At 33.5% G+C, this 21342-nt stretch carries 22 protein-coding genes and 5 tRNA genes; 23 read left to right on the top strand and 4 right to left on the bottom strand.

Annotation, left to right across the window (positions count from 1 at the left end; genetic code table 11):
* Positions 1-2 precede the first annotated feature (2 nt).
* From D2K62_RS17660 to phoU, 14 genes are all read left to right on the top strand, one after another.
* A tRNA-Met gene (locus D2K62_RS17660) sits at positions 3-79 on the top strand.
* Between the two features lie 29 nt (positions 80-108).
* Positions 109-184 (top strand) — tRNA-His (locus D2K62_RS17655).
* A 7-nt stretch (positions 185-191) separates the two neighbouring features.
* Positions 192-268: transfer RNA gene (locus tag D2K62_RS17650), tRNA-Ile, on the top strand.
* Between the two features lie 21 nt (positions 269-289).
* Positions 290-382 (top strand) — tRNA-Ser (locus D2K62_RS17645).
* 21 nt (positions 383-403) lie between these two features.
* Positions 404-476: transfer RNA gene (locus D2K62_RS17640), tRNA-Phe, on the top strand.
* Positions 477-629: 153 nt separating this feature from the next.
* Positions 630-1235, top strand: coding sequence for a TraR/DksA C4-type zinc finger protein (locus D2K62_RS17635; protein ID WP_117161837.1), 606 nt, complete (start codon positions 630-632; stop codon positions 1233-1235).
* A gap of 179 nt (positions 1236-1414) precedes the next feature.
* Positions 1415-2026 (top strand): superoxide dismutase, encoded by a 612-nt coding sequence (locus D2K62_RS17630; RefSeq protein ID WP_112181324.1) that lies wholly within the window; start codon positions 1415-1417, stop codon positions 2024-2026.
* Between the two features lie 161 nt (positions 2027-2187).
* A complete protein-coding gene (locus D2K62_RS17625) occupies positions 2188-3462 on the top strand; it encodes an MFS transporter (protein ID WP_117161836.1) in 1275 nt (424 codons plus the stop codon).
* 50 nt (positions 3463-3512) lie between these two features.
* On the top strand, positions 3513-5615 hold the full coding sequence (locus D2K62_RS17620) for a peptidoglycan D,D-transpeptidase FtsI family protein (RefSeq protein ID WP_117161835.1): 2103 nt from the start codon (positions 3513-3515) through the stop codon (positions 5613-5615).
* Positions 5616-5799: 184 nt separating this feature from the next.
* Entirely contained in the window at positions 5800-6807 is a 1008-nt protein-coding gene (locus tag D2K62_RS17615; RefSeq protein ID WP_112181321.1) for a PstS family phosphate ABC transporter substrate-binding protein, read from the top strand.
* A gap of 96 nt (positions 6808-6903) precedes the next feature.
* Entirely contained in the window at positions 6904-7860 is a 957-nt protein-coding gene (pstC, locus tag D2K62_RS17610; RefSeq protein ID WP_112181320.1) for a phosphate ABC transporter permease subunit PstC, read from the top strand.
* The gene (pstA, locus tag D2K62_RS17605) at positions 7861-8745 is read left to right on the top strand and encodes a phosphate ABC transporter permease PstA (protein ID WP_117161834.1); all 885 of its coding nucleotides are present in this window, start codon (positions 7861-7863) and stop codon (positions 8743-8745) included.
* A gap of 46 nt (positions 8746-8791) precedes the next feature.
* Entirely contained in the window at positions 8792-9595 is an 804-nt protein-coding gene (pstB, locus tag D2K62_RS17600) for a phosphate ABC transporter ATP-binding protein PstB (RefSeq protein ID WP_232824281.1), read from the top strand.
* 29 nt (positions 9596-9624) lie between these two features.
* Positions 9625-10284 (top strand): phosphate signaling complex protein PhoU, encoded by a 660-nt coding sequence (gene phoU, locus D2K62_RS17595; protein ID WP_112181318.1) that lies wholly within the window; start codon positions 9625-9627, stop codon positions 10282-10284.
* 42 nt (positions 10285-10326) lie between these two features.
* Here the strand turns inward: phoU and D2K62_RS17590 are convergent, their stop codons facing one another.
* Positions 10327-10797 carry an endolytic transglycosylase MltG gene (locus D2K62_RS17590; protein WP_112181317.1) on the bottom strand — a complete coding sequence of 157 codons (471 nt, stop codon included), beginning with the start codon at positions 10795-10797 and terminating at the stop codon, positions 10327-10329.
* A gap of 11 nt (positions 10798-10808) precedes the next feature.
* Entirely contained in the window at positions 10809-11162 is a 354-nt protein-coding gene (locus D2K62_RS17585) for a hypothetical protein (protein ID WP_112181316.1), read from the bottom strand.
* Between the two features lie 184 nt (positions 11163-11346).
* On the opposite strand from D2K62_RS17585, the gene rpmG reads away from it, so the two are divergent.
* From rpmG to D2K62_RS17565, 4 genes are all read left to right on the top strand, one after another.
* Positions 11347-11496 carry a 50S ribosomal protein L33 gene (gene rpmG / locus D2K62_RS17580; protein ID WP_112181315.1) on the top strand — a complete coding sequence of 50 codons (150 nt, stop codon included), beginning with the start codon at positions 11347-11349 and terminating at the stop codon, positions 11494-11496.
* Between the two features lie 44 nt (positions 11497-11540).
* Positions 11541-12116: a 5-formyltetrahydrofolate cyclo-ligase gene (locus tag D2K62_RS17575; RefSeq protein ID WP_338418778.1), complete on the top strand. Its 576-nt coding sequence runs from the start codon at positions 11541-11543 to the stop codon at positions 12114-12116.
* Positions 12117-12210: 94 nt separating this feature from the next.
* Positions 12211-12396: a hypothetical protein gene (locus tag D2K62_RS17570; protein ID WP_112181313.1), complete on the top strand. Its 186-nt coding sequence runs from the start codon at positions 12211-12213 to the stop codon at positions 12394-12396.
* A gap of 94 nt (positions 12397-12490) precedes the next feature.
* Positions 12491-14044, top strand: a complete 1554-nt coding sequence (locus D2K62_RS17565; protein WP_198671318.1) for a rhomboid family protein — start codon at positions 12491-12493, stop codon at positions 14042-14044.
* On the opposite strand, the gene D2K62_RS17560 is transcribed toward D2K62_RS17565, so the two are convergent.
* Positions 14020-14883 carry a hypothetical protein gene (locus D2K62_RS17560; RefSeq protein WP_117161832.1) on the bottom strand — a complete coding sequence of 288 codons (864 nt, stop codon included), beginning with the start codon at positions 14881-14883 and terminating at the stop codon, positions 14020-14022. The two genes, D2K62_RS17565 and D2K62_RS17560, sit on opposite strands and share 25 nt — an antisense overlap.
* Positions 14884-15045: 162 nt before the next feature.
* On the opposite strand from D2K62_RS17560, the gene D2K62_RS17555 reads away from it, so the two are divergent.
* From D2K62_RS17555 to D2K62_RS17540, 4 genes are all read left to right on the top strand, one after another.
* The gene (locus D2K62_RS17555; RefSeq protein WP_112181310.1) at positions 15046-16500 is read left to right on the top strand and encodes a spore germination protein; all 1455 of its coding nucleotides are present in this window, start codon (positions 15046-15048) and stop codon (positions 16498-16500) included.
* A gap of 78 nt (positions 16501-16578) precedes the next feature.
* A complete protein-coding gene (locus D2K62_RS17550; RefSeq protein WP_112181309.1) occupies positions 16579-16773 on the top strand; it encodes a YqgQ family protein in 195 nt (64 codons plus the stop codon).
* Positions 16774-16785: 12 nt separating this feature from the next.
* Positions 16786-17745: an ROK family glucokinase gene (locus D2K62_RS17545; RefSeq protein ID WP_112181308.1), complete on the top strand. Its 960-nt coding sequence runs from the start codon at positions 16786-16788 to the stop codon at positions 17743-17745.
* 278 nt (positions 17746-18023) lie between these two features.
* Positions 18024-19943, top strand: a complete 1920-nt coding sequence (locus D2K62_RS17540) for an LTA synthase family protein (protein WP_112181307.1) — start codon at positions 18024-18026, stop codon at positions 19941-19943.
* Positions 19944-19993: 50 nt separating this feature from the next.
* Here the strand turns inward: D2K62_RS17540 and D2K62_RS17535 are convergent, their stop codons facing one another.
* The gene (locus tag D2K62_RS17535; RefSeq protein ID WP_112181306.1) at positions 19994-20158 is read right to left on the bottom strand and encodes a DUF2759 family protein; all 165 of its coding nucleotides are present in this window, start codon (positions 20156-20158) and stop codon (positions 19994-19996) included.
* Positions 20159-20297: 139 nt separating this feature from the next.
* On the opposite strand from D2K62_RS17535, the gene D2K62_RS17530 reads away from it, so the two are divergent.
* Positions 20298-20918 carry an MBL fold metallo-hydrolase gene (locus D2K62_RS17530; protein ID WP_112181305.1) on the top strand — a complete coding sequence of 207 codons (621 nt, stop codon included), beginning with the start codon at positions 20298-20300 and terminating at the stop codon, positions 20916-20918.
* Positions 20919-21342: the final 424 nt, after the last annotated feature.

The following is a 21342-nucleotide window of genomic DNA, read 5'->3' as shown; positions in this document are numbered from 1 at the left end:
ATGGCGGTGTAGCTCAGCTGGCGAGAGCGTACGGTTCATACCCGTGAGGTCGGGGGTTCGATCCCCTCCGCCGCTACCAAATTCAATATTTATAAGTGTCTTACTATGGCGGTCGTGGCGAAGGGGTAAACGCACCGGATTGTGATTCCGGCATACGTGGGTTCAATTCCCACCGGTCGCCCCATATGTAAGGACCCTTAGCTCAGTTGGTTAGAGCTATCGGCTCATAACCGATCGGTCGCAGGTTCGAATCCTGCAGGGTCCACCATTTTAAAAGAATAATTTTTACGGAGGATTACCCAAGTCTGGCTGAAGGGATCGGTCTTGAAAACCGACAGGGGCTTCGCGGCTCGCGGGGGTTCGAATCCCTCATCCTCCTCCATTTTTCTTTTATACATAATAAGGCTCGGTAGCTCAGTCGGTAGAGCAACGGACTGAAAATCCGTGTGTCGGCGGTTCGATTCCGTCCCGAGCCATCTTAAAAACAAGCATAAATATGCTTGTTTTTTTTGTTTTTCATAAGTAATTACATAGACTTTCCATCGTATGAAGTTTAAGACCAACTAATTAAGGTAAGATAGTACGTATAAGTATCTAATTTAACTTATAAATTTAGGAGGATTTAGAATATGGTAACTAGCGAATTAAAGGATTATTCTAAAACTGTATTACTTAAGGAAAAAAAGCAAGTAATAGATCAAATGAAAATGCAAGAAAATCAGGAAGATGGTTATGTTAATCAAGTCATAGAAGAATTATCAAATTATGATAATCATCCAGGTGATCAAGGTTCAGAATTATTTGAACGTGAAAAGAACATTGCTTTAAATGAACACACAATACAGGAGTTAAGAGATATTAATGATGCACTTCATGCTATAAATGATGATTCGTATGGCTTTTGTAAAACGTGCGGGAAAGAAATAAACGAAGAAAGATTACAAGCAATGCCTACAGCATTACACTGTATAAAACATGCAACAGTTAATGAAGATATTGATTATAACCACCGTCCGATCGAGGAAGACCTGTTAAACCCGAATGTTACACAAGAAGATAATTCTAAAGCTTTTGATGGTCAAGATACTTGGGAGGCGGTTGAGGAACATGGATCTTCTGACACAGCCTCTGACTTTTATCAAAAGGAATATATCAATCATGATGAAAGAAATTCTAAAGATATCGAGAATTTTGCAAAGACTGATATTACAGGTGAAAATAAGAGAAATAATTAAAAATGAAGTTTAATAATAATATAAAAGGTGTATGAGTAATAGGAAGAACATTTTAATTGTAAATTCTATTACATGCATAAAAGTTGCAAGAATGGAAGAGCTTTGGTAACATTAATGTATCAGAAAAACGAATATTCTGTGAACGTTTTTCTTACATACTACTTTAGGAGGAATTATTAATGACTAAATTTGAATTACCTGAATTACCTTATGCTTATGATGCATTAGAGCCGCATATTGATAAGGAAACAATGAATATTCATCATACGAAGCACCACAACACGTATGTGACTAAATTAAACGCAGCACTAGAAGGGCATGCAGATTTACAAGATAAATCATTAGACGCGCTTCTATCTGATCTAGATAGCTTACCTGAATCTGTGCAAACTGCTGTTCGAAATAATGGTGGCGGTCACTCAAACCATAGCTTATTCTGGACACTACTTTCACCAAATGGTGGTGGAGAGCCAACAGGAGAATTAGCAACACAAATTAAAGATGCTTTTGGTAGCTTTGACGCGTTTAAAGAAAAATTCGCAGCAGCTGCAACTGGTCGTTTTGGTTCAGGTTGGGCTTGGTTAATCGTTAAAAATGGTAAACTTGAAATAACAAGCACACCAAACCAAGATACTCCAGTGATGGATGGTATATCGCCAATTCTAGGTTTGGATGTTTGGGAACATGCTTATTATCTTAAATATCAAAACAAACGCCCTGATTATATTGCAGCATTCTGGAATGTTGTTAATTGGGATGAAGTTTCTAAATTATATGAGGCTACTAAGTAAGTTATTTGGTGGAAAAAAACTGAGGGATATATTCCTCAGTTTTTTTTATTATACTCAATTAGTCTTCCCTTTCAATATAAATTACCTCTTTGCTTGAAAACTGTATATCTCCTTGTCAATTGAAAACAATAAGATCTAGAACTAAACAAGGAGAACTGGATATGCAAAAGAAACCAAACATCTTATTAGGTGATATAGTCGTTAATCGTGATTTAAAGCTATTATTAATAGTTGGAGGATTGTATGCTCTGGCTACATTCCTATCGAATACGTTTGTGAATATCTACTTATGGAAACAATCAAATGATTACATAGCCATTGCACAGTATAATGGTGCAGTATATATCTTACAACCAGTTACCTTTATCGTTGCAGGTAGATTGGCTAAAAGAGTGGACCGGGTTATTGTCTTACGGTTAGGTGTTACATTTTTAGCTATTTTTTTTATGACAGTTTTACTAGTAAGTGAAAATGCTGCAACATATAACATTTTATTAGGTGCATTGTTAGGTGTTGGATATGGTTTTTATTGGTTGGCATTTAACGTCTTAACATTTGAAATTACGGAACCAGATACACGTGATTTCTTCAATGGATTTTTAGGTCTAATGCAGTCATTTGGTGGGATGATTGGGCCTATCCTAGCTGGTTATGTTATTTCAAATATGAATAATTCACAAGGGTATACGATTATCTTTTCTATTTCTTTTTTCCTATTTATATGTGCGGTTATTTGTAGCTTCTTCTTAAAAAGAAGACAAGCAACAGGTAAATTTAATTTTAAACGCATTTTATATGAACGTAAAAATAATAAAAATTGGCGTAACATCCTATATGCACATACATTTCAAGGTTTAAGAGAGGGTATCTTTGTATTTGTTATCTCGATTTGGGTATTTATTGCTACGGGGAGTGAGTTGGCTTTAGGTACGTTTAATCTTATTTTTTCGGGTTCTTCCTTTGTTTGTTATTATGCAGCAACACGTATAATTAAGCCGCATATGCGAAAAAGGTCTATATTAATTGGAGGATTAACACTATATTTTGCGATTTTTCTTATTATATTTAATTTAAATTTTCCGATTTTATTACTGTATGGTGCAATAATTGGTATTGCATATCCTTTGTTTACGGTTCCTTATGTGTCGATGACATATGACGTAATAGGGCATGGATGGCAAGCAAAAGAAATGCGAATTGAATATATTGTTGTTAGAGAATTATTTCTAAATGTAGGAAGAGTGAGCTCAATTATGTTATTTATAATTAGTATAAAGCTATTCCCAGCTGAACAAATTATTCCTTATTTATTAGTTATATTAGGTGCCGGTCATATTGTCGTTTCATACTTTATCCGAAAAGTGTCCTTCCTTCCTACAGGGAAAAATCCAGCATCTCCATTAAAAGATGGCGTAATGAATAATGAAAATAGATAGAAAACGTGCTATAATAACCCTAATTGAGTTCGCAAAAGGGGGAGAATAGAATGGGGAAAAAGAAAAAAAAGAAAGTACAACTTCCCTTTCGTTTAAATATATTATTCATTTTTGTATTTGCTTTGTTTTCATTATTAATTTTGCAATTAGGTGTCGTGCAAATTTTGAATGGTGAAGCTGCACAAGATCAAATAAATGAAACGGAAAATACGCAAGCTTCTATTTCTGTACCAAGAGGTTTAATGTATGACCGTTATGGAAAATTAATTTTAGATAACGAATCAACGCGCTCCATTACGTATACCCCACCTAAGAATGGTGATTCTGCTGCGGAACGTTTAGAACTTGCAGAGAAATTGGGCGAATATATTACAATGGAAGAAGAATTTGAAGAGTTAGAGAAATTAATTCGAGAAAGAGATAAAAAGGAATATTGGTACATGCTTAACGCTAAAGATGCAGGTGATCGATTAACAGAAGAGGAATTAGAATTAGATACAAGTGAACAGTATAAGCTAATACTTGAAAAAATCACAGCTGAAGATTACAACGAATATGATTGGTCAGACCCAGTTCTATTAAATGTTGTTGCAATAAAAAAAGAATTAGATGCAGCGAGTGAATTCTCTCCTCATATTGTAAAAAATGAAAATGTTACCGAGGAAGAATATGCATTAGTTTCAGAGCATTTGTTTGAGCTTACAGGAATTGATGCTTCTATTGATTGGAATCGCATTTCAAAAGTTGATGATACATTTTCCACATTTATTGGTAGTATAACGTCAACAAATGAAGGAATACCAATTGACAATCAGGATTTTTATCTAACACGAGGATACAGTCGAAATGATCGGGTTGGTAAGAGTGGTTTGGAACTAGAATACGAAAGTGTATTAACTGGGCAAAAAGAAATAATAGAATATGTTACGGATAATAATGGTGACATTGTAGGGCAAAATACTGTTATAGAAGGACAAAGTGGTAGTGATTTAATATTAACAGTAGATATTGAGTTACAAGAGGAAATTGATAAGATTGTTCAAGAAGAACTAGAAAGTTATTATAATCAAAATCCAACTGAAAATCGTTATATGGAAGATGCTTTAGTTGCGATGTTGGATCCCCAAACTGGTGATGTTCTTGCGTTATCTGGAGCGCATCGAGAAGATGATGAGTATGTAGATCAATCATATCGGACGATTTATGATCAACATTTACCAGGTTCTACGGTCAAAGGGGCAACTGTTCTAGCTGCTTTAGACTCAGGTGTTATGAGTCCTGGAGAGCAAATTAAAGATGAGCCAATTAAAATTGCAAATGACCCTAAAAAAAGCTCTTGGAAGAATTTAGGTTATGTAGACGATATAGAAGCGTTAGAACAATCATCAAACGTTTATATGTTTAATGTAGCGATTAGATTAGCAAGTGCAAACTATCAATATGGTGAAAAACTATCAGGCTTTGATTGGGATTCGTTTCAGACATTACGAAATTATTATAATCAATTTGGTTTAGGTGTTGAAACAGGAATTGATTTGCCATATGAATCTACTGGTGTAGTGGGGGATCCTGATAATGGGGGACTTCTTTTAGACCTTGCGATTGGTCAATATGATACCTATACAACATTGCAGTTAGCACAATATGTTTCGACTATTGCAAATGATGGCTATCGCGTGAGACCGCATATTGTCAAAGAAGTTAGGGAGTCAAATGCTTCTAAGGATTCCTTAGGCCCTGTAGTTGAAAGCTTTGATACCGATATACTCAATCGAGTTGTGATGGATGATTCTTATATTGAACGGGTACAGGAAGGATTCAAACGCGTAGTATCACAAGGGACAGCGTCAAGTCATTGGGGTAACAATGAATATAAGGTTGCTGCAAAAACAGGTACTGCTCAAAACGAATTTTATATAGATGGTGTAAAACAATCTACTTATAATCTTTCATTAGTTGGTTATGCACCATATGATGAGCCGGAGGTAGCTTTTGCAATTATTGTACCAAGAACAGGTACTGGTAATGACCAAAACGGTATTCATCATGAAATTGGTAACCGTATTATTGAAAAGTATTTCCAATTGAAAGAAGAACGAGATGAAGCGGGCGTAACCGAAAATTTAAATGAAGAAGTTGCAGAAGAAGATTAATAAAAGGTGTGAGCGATAATTATCGCTCACACCTTTTTAGTTTATCTACTGACAAAATAAGTGTTTAATTTACACATTCTTAACATTCAATTAACGGTAAGTTCAAACTAATACGTTATGATGAGTTTGTGGCTGAGATAGCCAAGCCTAAATGCGTAATACAAAACTGTAGGGGGAACATTAAATGAAAAAATTAAAATTAGTTGGATTAGCTTTACTATTAGTATTATCAATCGGTTTACTTGCAGCTTGTGGATCAAGTGACGATTCAAGTGCAGAAGAGACAGACGATTCGAATGCAGAATCAACTGACACAGAAGATACTGAAAGTGAATCAGCAGAATTAGAAGGTAGTGTTGTTATTGATGGTTCTGGTACAGTTTATCCATTAATGGCTAGAATTGCAGAAGAGTATATGTTAACAGAACAAGAAGGTGTATCTGTTGAAGTAGGTCGTTCAGGTACAAGTGCAGGATTTGAAAAGTTCTTAGTTGAAGATGGAACTGATTTTAATGACGCTTCTCGACAAATTAAAGAAGAGGAATCAGCGGCTGCAGAAGAGCTTGGTATCGAAGTACATGAATTGAAAGTTGCATTAGATGGTTTAACTTTCGTTATGCATCCAGATAATGATTGGGCTACGGAAATGACAGAAGAAGAACTGTTAAGTATTTTCCTTGCTGATGGTGGTGTAACAAACTGGTCTGATATTAATCCAGAATGGCCAGATGAAAAAATAAACACTTATGGACCGAACGAGAATCACGGTACGTATGAATTCTTTTATGAAAATATTCTTGAAGAAGCTGATCTTGTAAGTGATGTTAATCTTCAACAAGAGTATTCTACATTGGTAACATTGGTGTCTGAAGATGTTAACTCTATTGGATTCTTTGGTTTTGGTTACTATGTAAATAATCAAGATAAATTACAAGCAGTAAATGTTGATTTTGGTGATGGACCAGTTGAACCTTCTCTTGAGACAATTGCTGAAGATGGCGATTATGCTAACTTTACTCGTCCAGTATTCACTTATTTGAATGTTAATAATGCAACAGAAAAAGCTCAAGTGTTAGATTATGCAATCTATTTAATGAATAACGTAAATACTTTTGCTGGTGAAACAGGATTTGCTCCAATCCCAGATGAAGAAGCACAAGAAAGTATAGATTTCCTAAATGGGCTTAAATAATAATAAGATGAAGGTATAAATCTGATAGAGAAGAGAGTAATTAATTGCTCTCTTCTCTAATTAGTATTATAGAATAGATTAAGAGGGGTGTTATGAGTGGCGAATAACAGCAATTTAAACAAAGATAATGCTGTTCAAGTGAGAGAATTAATTAGTAAGAAAAGGGCAGGAAGAAGTTTTTCTTCCATAATAGAAAAAGCCGTTCCTGTCTTATTATTTCTTATTGCAATGATTTCTTTATTAACAACTATTGGTATATTGTTCACTCTTTTAACAGAAACAATACACTTTTTTTCTAGAGTTTCAATAATTGAGTTCTTTACTGGAACGATATTGAGGCCATTAAGCCAAAATCCAGAATTTGGCATCCTACCACTAATTTCAGGTACTATTATTTCATCTGTAATTGCAATGCTTGTTGCAGGTCCAATCGGTATAATGACAGCAATTTATTTAAGTGAATATGCAACTGACCGTGTTAGAAGAACGTTAAAACCACTTTTAGAATTGCTTGCAGGCATACCAACGATTGTTTATGGGTTCTTCGCATTTACATTTGTTACACCTCTATTAAGAGAATTCATACCTGGTTTAGAAGCAACTAACGTACTTAGCCCAGGTATCGTGATGGGGATTATGATTATTCCTATGATTGCATCTTTATCTGAAGATGCAATGAGTTCTGTTCCGAACGCAATGAGAGAAGGTGCACTAGCACTGGGAGCAACAAAGTTGGAAGTAACCTTTCGCGTAATTGTTCCGGCTGCTTTATCTGGTATTATTGCATCCTTTGTTTTAGGGATTTCAAGAGCAATAGGGGAAACCATGATTTTAACTATTGCAAGTGGAAGTTCTAAAAACTTTACCCTCGATGTAACGCAATCTATGCAAACAATGACAGCATATATTGTGGAAGTTTCTGGTGGAGACGCACCTGCTGGTTCAACTATCTATTATAGTTTATATGCAGTTGCAATGACTCTATTTTGTTTTACATTACTAATGAATATCGTTGCAAGATATGTCTCTCGTAGGTATAGGGAGGAATACTAAATGAAACATTTAACTACGAAACAAGTTGAGAAAAAAATGAAGTCTCGAATTATCTTAAATAATATATTGAAAACAATTTTCTTATTATCAACATTATTTGGACTTGTTGTTCTTGCAGTATTAATTATTCGAGTGTTAACACAAGGCCTTGCTTATATCAATCTAGATTTTTTAACTGGAAAACTATCAACGAGTCCTGATAGAGCTGGTATTATGGGTGCTCTACTTGGTACGTTTTGGTTAATGGCTGTTGTAATTCCAGTAACCATGGTCTTGGGTGTCAGTACTGCGATTTATAATGAATTATATGCGAGAAAAGGTCGTTTACAGTCAATAATTCAAACTAATATTTCAAACTTAGCGGGTGTGCCTTCTATTGTATATGGGATATTAGGTTTGACTATCTTCGTAAGAACGATGGATTTTGGAAATATAGTTTTGGCAGGTGGGCTAACCATGTCACTCTTAGTGTTACCTATAGTAATTGTATCAAGTCAAGAAGCAATTCGTGCTGTACCAAAACATTTAAGTGAAGCTTCATTTGGAATGGGTGCAACTAAATGGCAAACAGTAAAAAATATTATTTTGCCGGCATCACTACCTGGGATTTTGACGGGAACTATTTTAGCACTATCTCGAGCAATTGGTGAAACAGCACCACTCGTTGTATTAGGAATACCGGCTTTATTACTACCATTTCCAGGTGGTATATTTGATAAGTTTACAGTACTTCCAATGCAAATTTATTATTGGACATTAGATTCTTCATTGATGGAAGAATATGCGTATTTAGCATCTGCTACAATCATTGTATTATTGGTACTATTATTTATCTTGAACTCTACAGCAATTATTATTAGAAATAAGTTCCAACAAAGATATTAAAGGGGTGAATGGAATGAGTACAGCTACAAAAATGAATCAAAATAATATGAAATTTGTCTCAAGTGAGAATATACCAGAAAACACGAAAGAAAATGCGAATATAGTATATGATACAAAAGATTTAAATTTATGGTACGGTAACACGCAAGCGTTAAAAAGTATTGATTTACCAATATACGAAAAAGAGGTCACTGCGATTATAGGACCTTCAGGTTGTGGAAAATCTACTTATCTAAAAACGTTAAATAGAATGGTAGAATTAGTTCCTAATGTCCGTACATCAGGAACGATAAAATATAGAGGTAAAAACATTCTTGATAAGTCATTTAAAGTAGAAGACTTAAGAACAAATGTTGGAATGGTCTTTCAAAAACCTAATCCATTTCCAAAATCTATTTATGAGAATATTGCATACGGACCAAAGATTCATGGTATTCGTAACAAAAAAATACTAGATGAAATTGTTGAAAGAAGCCTTCGTGGTGCCTACATTTGGGACGAAGTAAAGGATCGATTAAAAGAAAATGCTTATAGCCTCTCAGGTGGACAACAACAGCGTATTTGTATAGCACGTTGTTTAGCAATTGAGCCAGATGTTATTTTAATGGACGAACCAACTTCTGCATTAGACCCTAAATCAACTTTAAAAGTAGAAGAATTGATTCAAGAGCTGAAAAAGAACTATTCTATCATTATAGTAACGCATAATATGCAACAAGCAGCTCGTATTTCTGATAAAACCGCCTTCTTATTAAATGGAGAATTAGTTGAATTTACAGATACGGATACTTTGTTTTCTTTACCTAAAGACAAACGGACAGAAGATTATATTACAGGAAGATTTGGTTAATATTTGAAAGGGTATGGGGGAGGATTTTTATGGTTGCAAGAGAGCAATTCGAAATTGAATTAGATAAAATGAAACAAAAGGTTATTGATTTGGCTCAAGGAGCAAAGGTACAATTACAAGATGCTGTTCACGCTCTTTATCATTCAGATACAAATTTAGCAGCGCAGGTTGTTGAAGCAGATAAACGCTTAGATGCAATTGACTTAGATATTAATGAAACTGCCATATTATTAATTGCTAGGCAACAGCCTGTAGCGTCCGACTTAAGAAAGTTAATTGTTGCAATACGTATCTCTACTGACTTAGAACGGATGGCAGATAACGCTAAAAATATAGCTCGTTCTACGAAACATTTAGGAGAAAATCATGGTTTAGAGATTCACGAGTCTTTAGCAGATATGCGTGACGTAGCGCTTAGAATGATTGATTTGGCAATTAATGCATATGAGCAAGAAGACATTACTTTAGCAAAAAAACTTTCTGAATTGGATGATTTAATTGATGGTATGTATGCAAATGTCTTACAGGAATTATTGGAAGAGACAGCTACAAATCCGCAAAAAATACAATTAATCATGCAAATGGCATTTAGTGGTCGATATATTGAAAGATACGGAGATCATTTAACAAATATTGCAGAAAATATTATGTATCTTGTTAAAGGAGAGTCTTTAGACTTGAATGAATAAAAACCAGTAGTGTTAGGACGACTGTCTAAACACTACTGGTTTTTAATTTTGATTCGTAATTGTATTTGCAATCTCTTCATTAGACATCTCACTATTTAATTCAAATTCACCTATCTGTATACTTGTTCCATAATCATTATCTGTTAAATAGTTGATAAACGCTTCTTGAGAATCGATTATGTTTGCTGCTACTAAATAATTTGAAACCTCTGCAATGGTCATACCAGATTCAATTGTTAACGTATAAGTATCAGTAACAGTTTCTTCTTCTGTTTCATTTTCTGTCACTTCTTCTTGTTCACTTTCATTATCTATTGTCTCATTTTCCTCTGTAATAGATGTTGGATCTTCATCCGTGACGAAATACCCTTGATTTTCTATTGCAGTTATCATTTCATCAGTACTTAACTCTTCGCTTACTGTATTTTTATTGCTTTCTAAAAAATATGTAATGCTTAATAAGATTGTAGCTGTTAAAATTCCTAGTGCGAATACGCGTATGAATGGTTTCATTATAAATGCCTCTATCCTTTAGTTGAGAATTGTCTAATAAGTGAATGGATGTCATATTCACTTAAATTAGTTGATCTTGCAATTTCAGCTGCAGAGTTTCCTGCTAGATGCATTTGCTGTACTCTCCGCATCAAAGGAGTTTGTGTTTGTTTCGGTTTTTGTAAATCAAATTCTTCCATATCATCTGAAAGCAATTCTTCCTCTAAAATTTTAATTTTTTTCTTCATTTGATACGTTTCTTGTAAGGAAGATAAAGAGATCTGTTCTAATTGATCTTCCAATAGTTTGAATTTATTGTTCGCAAAAAATGAAATAATAAATAATACGATAACAATGACAAGTAGACTAATAATTGTATATAGCACTAAGTTCCCTCCTAATGTTCACACTAATAGTTATAACACAATTGTTTCTTGAAAAAAAGTAATTTTATTTTATCCAAAATCAATAAAGAACCTTGAATTATAGATTTATATTTGGTATTATTAATAAGTCTGAAAATGATATTAAATTTAAGAGTTGTTAGATGAATAGTTTGGAGGGATAATGATGCGCGTAAATATCACACTTGCTTGTACTGAAACAGGTGACCGTAATTATATTACTACAAAAAATAAACGTACAAACCCGGAACGTATAGAAATGAAAAAATATAGCCCGCGTTTGAAGAAACAAACGCTTCACCGCGAAACAAAATAAAAGTTCCGTTCTAGCTCTTACCTAATATTAGGTAAGAGCTTTTCATCTTTTTACTGGCAAAGGAGAGAATAAAGCTGGAAACGAAAAAAAGGCTGCGAAATAAACTAACACAAAAGTTAATGAGTTTATCTAGTGAGGAAAAGGCCAAGATTGAGTTACAACTATATCATAACCTATTTAACAGTACATATTGGTCGGAAGCAGAAGTTATTGCTGTTACTATTTCACAAGGTTATGAGTGGGACACAAAACCAATAATTGAAGCTGCGAAAAAACAAGGTAAAAAGGTTGTAGTACCTAAATGTTTTCCAGAAGATTCTAAGTTAGTATTTTATTATTTTGAAACGTATGAGCAATTGGAAAAAGTTTATTTTGACTTGTTAGAACCTAATCCAGCAGTATCCGTTCAAGTTGAATCAAGTAAAATAGACTTAATTATTGTTCCAGGATTACTATTTGACCAGATGAATTACCGAATTGGACATGGTGGAGGATACTATGATCGATTTTTATCCAATTATTCTGGGAAAACGATAGCATTAGCATGGAATGAACAAATTATTAAAAGTATTTATCCAGAGACATTCGATGTACCAGTAGATCATATAATAATGAATTGATTTTTTTGGTTTTTCTGAAAAGATAAATCATATTTTTTTCATTTCGAGGTAAACTATCCTTGCCGATTACAAAAAGGAAGGATGAAGTTATGAGATGCAAAAAATGATAATGGTTTGTGCGATGGTGTTTGGTGGAGTTATTTTATATAGAAAAAAATATAAAATAATTAATATGCTTTTAACTTTTACCGTTATTCGAAAAGTAATGATTGCTTTAAGTATGCGTGTTCCGTTCTTAAGAAATTACTTGATGCCTAGTATATTTGGAAATGCAAAATAAATTATAGAAGAAGGAGACGTTTCTACTATTAGAAACGTCTCCTTCTTCTATAATTTAATGATATCATATAGAGATAGGGAAGGAGATGGTAGAGATGTTTCTAGAAGACACATTTTATTATTATAAATTAACAGATTACCTTATCCATCAACAAGGGTTTGACATAGTCTTTATTGATAATAGACAGACAGAAGTGTGGCTACAAAGAACTAAAAGAAAACAAAATCATGTGATTCGACTGACAAATCAAGAATTTGATTGGAAGAATCAATTAAAAATAGATGTGGACCGCACATATACTAATGCTAAAAAGTTAGCTAAACTATTCCTAGGTTGGAATATTGAATTACATAATGTCTATGTAGCTAAACATGCTCCTGTAGATGATTGGGAAAGTTTAAATGAAACGAAAAAGATAAATCAAGGAAAATTTACAAATATGCACGTATATTATTTAAATGACGAAAATAGATCAGATGAGAAGGAACGTTTATTTCAAGAAACATCTGTAGAACCAATTGAATTTAATTTACCTCGTGATGTATTAGATATGGAACGAATTACACAGTATCTAAAAGTGTCTATTCTGGGAGAATTTCAACAAATTCAAAACACATCGACAAAAATTTTCGAGTATGCAAAACCTTTTTATACGTATGTGCTTCTAGTTATTAATGTACTTATGTTTTTATTATTAGAGTGGCAAGGTGGAAGTACTTCAACAGAGACTCTGATTAGGTACGGAGCAAAATATAATCCAGCTATATTAGATGGAGAGTGGTGGCGGATTGTCTCCTCTATGTTTTTACATATTGGTTTCTTACATCTTGTTATGAATATGTTTGCTTTACATATTGTAGGTAGTCTAGTTGAACGAATTTATGGCGTGAAACGCTTTTTATTTATTTACTTTGGTTCTGGAATTCTAGGCGGCATAACTAGTTTTGCCTTTAGTCCTCAATTAGCTGCAGGTGCATCTGGTGCGATTTTTGGTTTATTTGGTGCATTATTATTCTTTGGATTGCATTATCGTCGTATCTTTTTTCAAACAATGGGATGGAATATAATTGTTATTATTGCATTTAATATTATATTTGGTTTTGTAGTACAGCAGATCGATAACGGAGCTCATATTGGAGGTCTAGTCGGTGGATTTATTGCTTCGGGAATCGCATTCTTTCCAAAGAAAAAACTAATTAAACAACAATCAATGGCGATTTTTGGATATATTATAATTATTACAACATTGCTTATATACGGCATATTGCATACATCTACACATTATGATCCAGCTCTAGAAGTGCAAATAGCACAACAGCTTATTGTAGGAGAAGAATATGATGAAGTAATTACTGTTACAACTCGGATTATAAAAAGTAATCCTAGCGATTATTCAGCTGAATTATTGTTTCTTCGTTCTTATGCATATAGCAAATTAGCACAAACAGATAAGGCTAGGAAGGATTTAGAGAATTTAATTTCGATCGAGCCAAATAAAATTCCGGAAGCGCATTATAATTTGGCATTGATTTACATGGATAATGATGAAGCAAACAAAGCGAAAAAGTCACTAGAAAAAGCAATAGATTTAGATTCTACAAATAAATTATTTACCGATCTATATCAAGATTGGTTTTCAAATGAATAGTTTTGGATAAGTTGTTGCATCTCGCCTTTATGGTCTTGATATAATATCCGTAGATGTGTTCCTTCTTTATCTAATAGTATCAAGGGAATAAAACTTTTTGAAGCAGGACCAGACTCATTAAATGGCAAAATATAATTTGCGTATAAACCTTCCCACATTTGTCCAATGACTTTTTTAGTTTGTTTAGCAGTCAAATTAGGAAGGGCTGTGGTTTCATATTGATACAACATATTTAATGGGACAGATAAATAATCATCACTGTTTAATTGAAAGTGATCTAGTAATTGTTGCCATTGATAATATAATTGTTGGTTCGTTGCATGATTCAGTGTTTCCTTCCATTCTGTTTGTAAATCGTTTGTAGGTATTTTAAAAGCTTCTAATGGTGTCTGAGGTGAGTCAATTACGTATAACTCATCATGCGTCATAGCCTGAACACTTTTTATCTTATCTTCTGGATAATGTACTTCAGCATGATGATATGATATGGCTTGATAATGGCTGCTATCTTCGCCAGTTATTGTTGTTTGTAAATCAATAGTACTTTCTTGTTCCTTCCATTTACTTTTTATAGCTTTCAACTGACCATCAACATATAAAAGAGAGATATCTTGTCTTAAATAAGTTAATTCATCTAACTCTGAAGAAGCATGCCAATCTATTGTATAGGAATCATGGTCTTGTTCCATTAATAATGTAAGTTTAGTGGTTGCACTTTTGAAAGACCTAGATTCATCAATAGGAAAAAATTTCACCGTGGTTTCAGACAGATTGTTAAAAATAATTAGTGAACTAAAGAGTATTATAGAAATAAAGATAATCGAAATATACCGCTTCATACTTCCTCCAATCCAGTTTAACCAATTTCTGGTGACTTGTTTTATTCATATACATATATATGTACAAGCATTTATTTATATGTATATGCATGATATTTATTTCTTTGTAGAACCTACTACTATTAGTGGATTAACCTATTTACATAGAATGAAGGTGTCGTAATGAATGAGAAGAGGTCGTTAAGTAAGTCATTTACTGATAATGTAGAGTATTTACATGATTATCTTGGCGTGGAAAAAAGTTTCGATATTATACAATTAGACTTACACTATGCTGGTAAAGATATGGCAATGTTTATGATCGATGGTTTTGTTAAAGATGACATTATGTTTCATCTGATGCGTTTTTTGGCAGATCTTGAAGAAGAGAAACTTCAACCAGATCCAATGGTTAAACTTTTAAAAACGTATATACCATATGTAGAACTAGCAACGGTTGACGATTTAATAGAGGCTGGTGATACTGTACTTGGTGGACCAACTGCATTGATGGTTGAGGGACTAGATAAAATTATTATGATTGATGCTAGAACTTATCCAGCTAGAGGGCCACAAGAACCAGATTTGGAAAGGGTTGTACGTGGATCAAGGGATGGATACGTAGAAACAATTGTCTTTAATACAGCACTAACAAGAAGGCGAGTTCGTGATCGTTCATTAAGAATGGCATATACAAGTATTGGAAGGCGTTCTAAGTCCGATGTCTGTATTTGTTATATTGAGGATATCGCTGATCCCAAAAAAGTTAAACTATTACAAGATCATCTTAAGAAGATTGATACGGATGGTCTACCTATGGCTGAAAAAACAATAGAAGAATATTTGAGTGGAAGGCATTGGAATCCATATCCAACCATTCGATATACAGAACGTCCTGATACGGCTGCAGCACATTTATTTGAAGGTCATATCATTTTGATTATTGATGGTTCACCGAGCGTAATGATTTTACCTGCTACGTTTTGGCATCATTTACAACATGCGGAGGAATATAGACAAAAACCTTTGGTAGGAGCATATTTACGATTTGTACGATTCATTGCTGTTATTGGATCTATCTTTATTTTGCCTTTCTACTATTTGATTTCTATTCAACCTGCTTTATTACCGGAACAGCTTGCCTTTTTTGGGCCAAGTGAAACAGGGGTTATTCCTTTACTCCTTCAATTCCTAATAGCTGAAATTGGAATCGACATGTTACGAATGGCTGCTATTCATACACCAACAGCGCTTGCTACTGCACTTGGTCTTGTTGCGGCGATAATGATTGGTCAAGTAGCGGTAGAGGTAGGATTGTTTTCAAATGAGGTTGTTTTATATTTATCCGTTGCAGTGATGGGGACATTTGCAACTCCTAGTTATGAATTAAGTTTAGCGAATAGGCTGGTACGTATATTATTATTACTTTCCACTGCGAGTTTTGGAGTTATAGGATATGTCATTGGAGTAACCGCGTGGTTAATATATCTGATTCGAATGAATACATTTAAAACTGGTTATATGTGGCCATTCATTCCTTTTTCGCCGAAAGCTTTTCTTGATGTACTTGTTCGGACGCCCGTTCCATTAAAAAGTAGAAGACCAACTTTCTTAGATCCACAAGACCCAGATCGGTAAAATTGATCTAGGTCTTTTTTTTATTTATTTTATTGATATATTATTGTTTAAATTTGTTATAATGAAATAGGTGATTATATGAAAACAATTTATGATATACAACAATTGCTAAAAAAGTTTGGAATAATTATTTATATTGGTGATCGATTAGCAGATTTAGAACTAATGGAAGCTGAAATAAAAGAGCTATACCAAGCGCAATGTCTTTCTATTGCAGATTATCAAATGGCGATTTTGTTATTAAGACAAGAAATAGCAAAATTAAGGAATTGAAGGGGTGGAAGCATGAGTGAGCAACTATTAATTGGTGTTGACATTGGTGGAACTACAATCAAATTTGGAATAATTAAAATAGAAGGTACTATTATTGATAAATGGGAAATAGAAACGAATAAAAATGATAATGCTAAAAGTATTCCGCATGATATCTGGACTTCGATTAACCTGAAATTAAAGAAACTAGATATTGATCCAACATCCATTCTTGGAATAGGGGTTGGGGCTCCTGGTTTTGTTGATGTTGAAACCGGTGACGTATCGATTGCAGTTAATTTAGGTTGGAAGGACTTTAAATTAGGAAAGGTATTAAAAGAATTATCAGGATTACCTGTAATTGTTGATAACGATGCAAATATAGCAGCGGTTGGTGAGAATTGGAAAGGTTCTGGTGGTTTAGCAGATAACTTAATCGCAATCACATTGGGAACTGGAGTTGGTGGTGGTATTATTGCAAACAGCCAAGTGATAAATGGTGTTAATGGGACTGCAGGGGAAATAGGTCATATAATGGTTGAACCTGAAGGAACCCCATGTAACTGCGGTAGAAATGGTTGCTTAGAAACAGTGGCGTCTGCAACAGGGATTGTTAGGCAAGCAAATGAAGCTATTCTGTCTGGATCAACTACATCTTTAAAAGACCTTTCAATGTTAAAAGAGTTGACAGCGAAAGACGTTTTTGAAGCAGCTACCTCTGGAGATATAGTTGCACAAGGGATTATTGATAAAGTAACAGATATTCTCGGATTAGCGATCGCAAACATGGCAACAATTATTAATCCCTCCATTATTGTCATAGGTGGAGGGGTTTCAAAAGCAGGAGATAAATTATTAACGCCACTTCGAAAAGCTTTTGAATCCTATACGTTGCCTCGTATAGACGAAGGTTGTAGGTTTGTTATTGCATCGTTAGGTAATGATGCTGGAATAATAGGTGGCGCTTATTTAGTAAAGCAAGCACATCACTAAAAAGATTTTTTTATTTTGTAAAATAAATTCTCAAATAATCTACATTAACATAATATATTTAAATAAATCCTTGTTTGAGGGTTTATTTTTTTGGATTTATCTACTTAAATAGGTTATTATTAATTTATTGTAAATAAAAATGAAACTTTTTATTTTTAAATACGTCTATATAGTAAGGGTTTATTAATTTACACTTGTGTTATATAATGTTTAAGTTGTGAATGTAAATTAAACTTAAAATATAAATAATAGAATATGGCTAGGAGGAAGTTATAGATATGCTTCAGAAAAAATATAATGTACCGTTATATGTCATTGCGAGCTTGTTATTTGGTGCAAAGACATATATTGTTTATCGATTCTTATTTAATATACAATTAGATAATATTATGCAAGAGATCATCTTATTGATTAATCCATTTGTTTCAGCGTTTTTAATATTTGCAATAAGTGTTTGGTTTAAAGAGAAAAATCAAATGAAATTTATTCAATATACAGCACTAATTGGATCACTAGTTTTGTATTTTAATCTAGTATTCTATCGAAATTTCTCAGACTTCATTACAATTCCAGTGTTGTTTCAAGGAAGTAACGCTGCTGATTTAGGAACGAGTGCAATGGCACTAATGCATTTACCAGACCTTTTGCTTTTTCTTGATGTAGCAATTGTATGGTATTTGAGTAAAAGATACAGTGGCATATTGTCAGCAACTTATATAAAACGTAAAAAAGTATTAGCATTAAGTCTTTCTTTAGCTTTTTTATTAGGTAATTATGTACTTGCAGAGATTGAACGTCCACAATTATTACAAAGAACGTTTGACCGTGAATATTTAGTTAAAAATATTGGTATTTTTAACTACCATATCTATGATATTGCACAACAGTCCAAGTCACAAGCACAACGTGTATTTGCAGATGGTAACGAATTACCTGAGATTGAAGAATATATTGAAGAAAATGCGACAGATCAAGAAGATAATAAACTGTCAGGTATTGCAGAAGGTAAAAATGTAATTTTTATATCATTAGAATCTATTCAAAGTTTTGTGATTAATAATACGTTAAATGGGGAAGAAATTACGCCCTTTTTAAATGACTTAATTGACGATAGTTACTATTTTGATAATTTTTACCATCAAACTGAACAAGGAAAAACGTCAGATTCTGAGTTTCTAGTTGAGACTGGATTATATCCTTTACCTAGTGGTGCTGTTTATTTTACCCATGGTCAAAATGAGTATAATGCAACACCAGAAATTTTAGGGGAAGCAGGTTACACATCTGCGGTGCTACACGCAAATAACAAAAGCTTCTGGAACCGTGATGTAATGTACGATAATATTGGTATCGATCACTATTATGATGTGGATTCTTATGAAGTTACTGATGAAAATAAAGTTGGTTGGGGATTAAAGGATAAAGATTTCTTTGAACAATCAATTAAATATTTACAAGCACTAGAAGAGCCATATTATACACGTTTTATTACGTTAACGAATCATTATCCATTTGATTTAGATGAAGAAGATGCTACGATTGATAAATATGATTCAAATTCTAAAACTTTAAATCAGTATTTTCAAACAGTGCGTTATACAGACGAAGCGGTTGAAGAATTTTTTACTGATTTAAAAGAATCAGGTGAGTATGAAAATTCTATTATTGTTTTAATGGGAGATCATTATGGAATTAGTGATTTTCATGATAAAGCAATGGCACAGTATTTAGAAAAAGAAGAAATCACACCATATGACCATATACAGTTGCAAAGAGTTCCATTATATATACACATTCCTGGTGAAGATGGAGAGGTTGTTTCTGAAATAGCTGGTCAAGTAGATATAAAGCCAACACTTCTAAATCTATTAGGAATAGATGATAGTGATGATCTTAGTTTTGGTACGGATTTATTTGGTACAGATCGAAAAGACTATGTAGCATTGCGTGATGGTAGTTTTATAAGTAATGACTATATTTATACGAAAGATCAATGTTTTGATCGTGAAACAGGTGACTTACTCTCTGTCGAAACATCTAGTCTACTAAGTGAAGATGAAAGTGAATCAGAAGTAAGCGTCTGTAAACCAATATCAGAACAAGTTGAACAGGAATTATCGTATTCAGATCAAATTATTTATGGAGATTTATTCCGTTTTTATGATTTTGGTTATGAAGAAGAAGTAGAAGAAGAGTAATAAAAAACACCTTATCTCATTTTTGAGAATAAGGTGTTTTTTATTACTTCCTATTGAAAATAGCTTGTTATAATGGTAGTGATCGATAGAAAACCGAACAATATAGTTGACGAACCTGTCATAATTGTAGCTGAAGTATTTTTTGATTTGAACTCTCGACAAAGAGCAGAGCCACATAGTAATGTTATAATAATTAATATTAATGCAAGTGCCATTTAACTGTACTTCCTTTCGCCAAAAATAGTGCATAGTAATTTAGTGAAAATATATTAATAAATGTCCTTCCACAGTTTAGAATAATAAAAGTATTTTGTCGAGTGTTTATTAAAAATAAATAATTAAAGGATGAATAATATGCAAATTCATGGTATATCGTTAGGACAATTAGGGACAAACTGTTATGTGATTTACAAAGATACAGAAGCTATTATTATAGATCCTGGTGGTGATAGCGACGTATTATTAGCATGGTTGCAGAAAAAAGAGCTAATACCTAGTGCTATTTTATTAACACATGCACATTTTGATCATATTGGTGCAGTTGAAAGTATAAGGGATTATTATGAAATACCTGTCTACGTACATCAAGCAGAGGAAAAATGGCTACATGATCCTGAATTAAACGGTTCTGCATTATTTCCAGTTGAAAATGTGATTTGTAGACCTGCAAATAAATTTATTGGGATAGGTGAAATGAGACTAGGTGCTTTTTCGTTTGAGGTTATACATACACCAGGTCATTCACCAGGTGGTGTTTCTTTTATATTCTCAGAAGAAAAGATATTAATTTCAGGTGATTGTTTATTTCAAAGTGGTATAGGAAGAACAGATTTACCTGGTGGAAATAGTAGACAATTGATTCAAAGCATTAAAGAAAAACTTTTGACTTTAGACGGGCAATTTACTGTTTATCCAGGACATGGACCAATTACAACAATCGAAGAAGAGCGAATGCATAATCCATTTATATCATAATTATTCAAATTCATAGAATGCAACTGTCAAATAGGTCTTTTTATAATGAGGAAGTTTGAACCAAAATGGAAGGTAACTTCGAAATCCTTTCATAAGCATCATAGTGTTTCATCTGACGAACTTGATAGCAACTGTGACGGAGTTAGATTTTATTACCCGCTAGGGCTACGCTCCACAAGTAAAATGGACTCGCTTTCCGTGGGCACGGCTCATAGCCGTCAAGCTAAGCACTACGGTTTAAAGAACTAGAAAAATACGATACCCTAACGGATAAGAAATAGTTATTTGGAGGGGATGTCGATGTATTTCAAGAAAGAAATGGAGCCATTTATTCAAGGCATTCATCAAGTGTTATCAGTCTCTGAGGTGCGTCAATGGGCGCGTGAAATAGGCTTTGTTCAACGCCAAAATAAATTAAAGCCAG

The organism is Paraliobacillus sp. X-1268 (assembly GCF_003426095.1).
Taxonomy (GTDB): domain Bacteria; phylum Bacillota; class Bacilli; order Bacillales; family Amphibacillaceae; genus Paraliobacillus_A; species Paraliobacillus_A zengyii.
Note: the sequence above shows the minus strand (reverse complement) of the source record. Positions and strands in the feature narration are given on the sequence as shown.

What these genes read in the sequence shown, in the direction of transcription:
- D2K62_RS17635 (WP_117161837.1), top strand. Translation starts at nt 630, where the DNA reads ATGGTAACTAGCGAATTAAAGGATTATTCTAAAACTGTATTACTTAAG.
- D2K62_RS17630 (WP_112181324.1), top strand. Translation starts at nt 1,415, where the DNA reads ATGACTAAATTTGAATTACCTGAATTACCTTATGCTTATGATGCATTA.
- D2K62_RS17625 (WP_117161836.1), top strand. Translation starts at nt 2,188, where the DNA reads ATGCAAAAGAAACCAAACATCTTATTAGGTGATATAGTCGTTAATCGT.
- D2K62_RS17620 (WP_117161835.1), top strand. Translation starts at nt 3,513, where the DNA reads ATGGGGAAAAAGAAAAAAAAGAAAGTACAACTTCCCTTTCGTTTAAAT.
- D2K62_RS17615 (WP_112181321.1), top strand. Translation starts at nt 5,800, where the DNA reads ATGAAAAAATTAAAATTAGTTGGATTAGCTTTACTATTAGTATTATCA.
- pstA (WP_117161834.1), top strand. Translation starts at nt 7,861, where the DNA reads ATGAAACATTTAACTACGAAACAAGTTGAGAAAAAAATGAAGTCTCGA.
- pstB (WP_232824281.1), top strand. Translation starts at nt 8,792, where the DNA reads ATGAAATTTGTCTCAAGTGAGAATATACCAGAAAACACGAAAGAAAAT.
- phoU (WP_112181318.1), top strand. Translation starts at nt 9,625, where the DNA reads ATGGTTGCAAGAGAGCAATTCGAAATTGAATTAGATAAAATGAAACAA.
- D2K62_RS17590 (WP_112181317.1), bottom strand. Translation starts at nt 10,797, where the DNA reads ATGAAACCATTCATACGCGTATTCGCACTAGGAATTTTAACAGCTACA.
- rpmG (WP_112181315.1), top strand. Translation starts at nt 11,347, where the DNA reads ATGCGCGTAAATATCACACTTGCTTGTACTGAAACAGGTGACCGTAAT.
- D2K62_RS17570 (WP_112181313.1), top strand. Translation starts at nt 12,211, where the DNA reads ATGCAAAAAATGATAATGGTTTGTGCGATGGTGTTTGGTGGAGTTATT.
- D2K62_RS17565 (WP_198671318.1), top strand. Translation starts at nt 12,491, where the DNA reads ATGTTTCTAGAAGACACATTTTATTATTATAAATTAACAGATTACCTT.
- D2K62_RS17560 (WP_117161832.1), bottom strand. Translation starts at nt 14,883, where the DNA reads ATGAAGCGGTATATTTCGATTATCTTTATTTCTATAATACTCTTTAGT.
- D2K62_RS17555 (WP_112181310.1), top strand. Translation starts at nt 15,046, where the DNA reads ATGAATGAGAAGAGGTCGTTAAGTAAGTCATTTACTGATAATGTAGAG.
- D2K62_RS17550 (WP_112181309.1), top strand. Translation starts at nt 16,579, where the DNA reads ATGAAAACAATTTATGATATACAACAATTGCTAAAAAAGTTTGGAATA.
- D2K62_RS17545 (WP_112181308.1), top strand. Translation starts at nt 16,786, where the DNA reads ATGAGTGAGCAACTATTAATTGGTGTTGACATTGGTGGAACTACAATC.
- D2K62_RS17540 (WP_112181307.1), top strand. Translation starts at nt 18,024, where the DNA reads ATGCTTCAGAAAAAATATAATGTACCGTTATATGTCATTGCGAGCTTG.
- D2K62_RS17535 (WP_112181306.1), bottom strand. Translation starts at nt 20,158, where the DNA reads ATGGCACTTGCATTAATATTAATTATTATAACATTACTATGTGGCTCT.
- D2K62_RS17530 (WP_112181305.1), top strand. Translation starts at nt 20,298, where the DNA reads ATGCAAATTCATGGTATATCGTTAGGACAATTAGGGACAAACTGTTAT.